General features: G+C 69.6%; 2 protein-coding genes. Both read left to right on the forward strand.

Annotated elements, in window-relative coordinates; translation table 11 throughout:
- Positions 1–245: 245 nt before the first annotated feature.
- A complete protein-coding gene (locus FKP22_RS30220) occupies positions 246–1,094 on the forward strand; it encodes an HDOD domain-containing protein (protein ID WP_141291904.1) in 849 nt (282 codons plus the stop codon).
- 154 nt (positions 1,095–1,248) lie between these two features.
- The coding region (locus tag FKP22_RS30225) for a hypothetical protein (RefSeq protein ID WP_141291905.1) at positions 1,249–1,467 on the forward strand (219 nt) is incomplete at its 3' end.

Raw genomic sequence — 1,467 nt, forward strand, 5'->3', positions numbered from 1 at the left:
CCCGGTCGGACCTGCCTGTGAATTGCCGACCATCGAGTTCCACGCCGTGCACAGCGACGCCGGAGCACCCGAAGGTGCGTTGTACGTGAACGGCGAGTTCGTCGGTCGCATCGATGTGAGCCGCATCTGAACGGCCCTGCCGGCGTCAGGAAAAACCCCTGGCGTCGGCGGGCCTCGCTTCAGCCGAGCACACGACATGCCGATAGTCAAGGGGAAGCCCCTTGCTGCCCGCCCCGTCGTTTGCCATGTCCCAGATGCCCTCAGCCCCCCTGCCCACCACCGGTCACCCGCATGACCTGGCGGGCTGGGTGCGCCTGTTCCAGCACGCCGAGCTGCCGGTGCTGGCGCGCACCGCGGCCGCACTGGAAGAGCTGCGACCGATGGAGGACGAGGTCGACGCCCGCATGGTGGCCGAAGCGGTGGGCGTCGACCCGCTGATGACGCTGAAGGTGCTGGCCCGCACGGCCGAGTTGCATCGGCAGCGCCGTACCACCGATGCCGAAACCATTTGCGAAGCCGTGGTGCTGATGGGCATCACCCCGTTTTTTGCCGGTTTCGGACCACAGCCCACGGTGGAGCAACACCTGGCCAGCCAGCCAGAAGCGCTGGACGGACTGAGGGCCGTGATCAGCCGTGCCGAGCGCGCCGCCCGCTTCGCGCTGGCGTTTGCAGTGCACCGCCAGGACCACGACGCCGGCGTGATCCATGAAGCCGCGCTGCTGCACGACTTCGCCGACATGCTGTTGTGGCTGCATGCGCCCACGCTGGCGCTGGAGATGCAGCAGCGCCAGCAGGCGGACCCGACGCTGCGCAGCGCCACGGTGCAACGCCAGGTGCTTGGCGTCACGCTGACCGAACTGCAGCATGCACTGATGCTGGCCTGGCACCTGCCCGAGCTGCTGGTCAACATCACCGACGACCGGCACGAGGAGGCTTCGCAGGTGCGCAACGTGCTGCTGGCGATCCGCCTGGCGCGCCACACCAGCCGCGGCTGGGACAACCCGGCCGTGCCGGACGACGTGCGCGACATTGCCACGCTGCTGAACATGGCGCCCGCGCCCACGCTCGGGCTGCTGCAGGACCTGGACGCCTGACCGGGCGCCTGCCGCCAGCCAGGCGGCGACCATCCAAGGAGGGTGGTGCCCGGTCGCCATCCCCCAACGGAGCGATGGCGCGCAGCTTGCGTACAGGCCGACACTTCGCGCCTGCCATTTCGCGCCGGTTGACCAGCCGGCCTGCTTTCCGCCCATGTCATCTTCCGTTTCCCGCCGCAGTGCGCTGCTGCTGTTCCTGGCCCTGTCACTGGCGGTGGGCTGCGGACTGGCGGCACTGCCGGCCCTGGATCCACTGGCCTCGCTGCGCGGCCACGACGCACCAATGGGACTGGTGACCGCGCTGCTGCACCTGAGCACCGCCTGGCTGGCCACCGCCGCTTGCCGGCAGTGCCTGGCGCAGCGTGTGCACCCC

It is taken from the genome of Ideonella azotifigens (genome assembly GCF_006519715.1).
GTDB classification, from domain to species: Bacteria; Pseudomonadota; Gammaproteobacteria; order Burkholderiales; family Burkholderiaceae_C; genus Ideonella; species Ideonella azotifigens.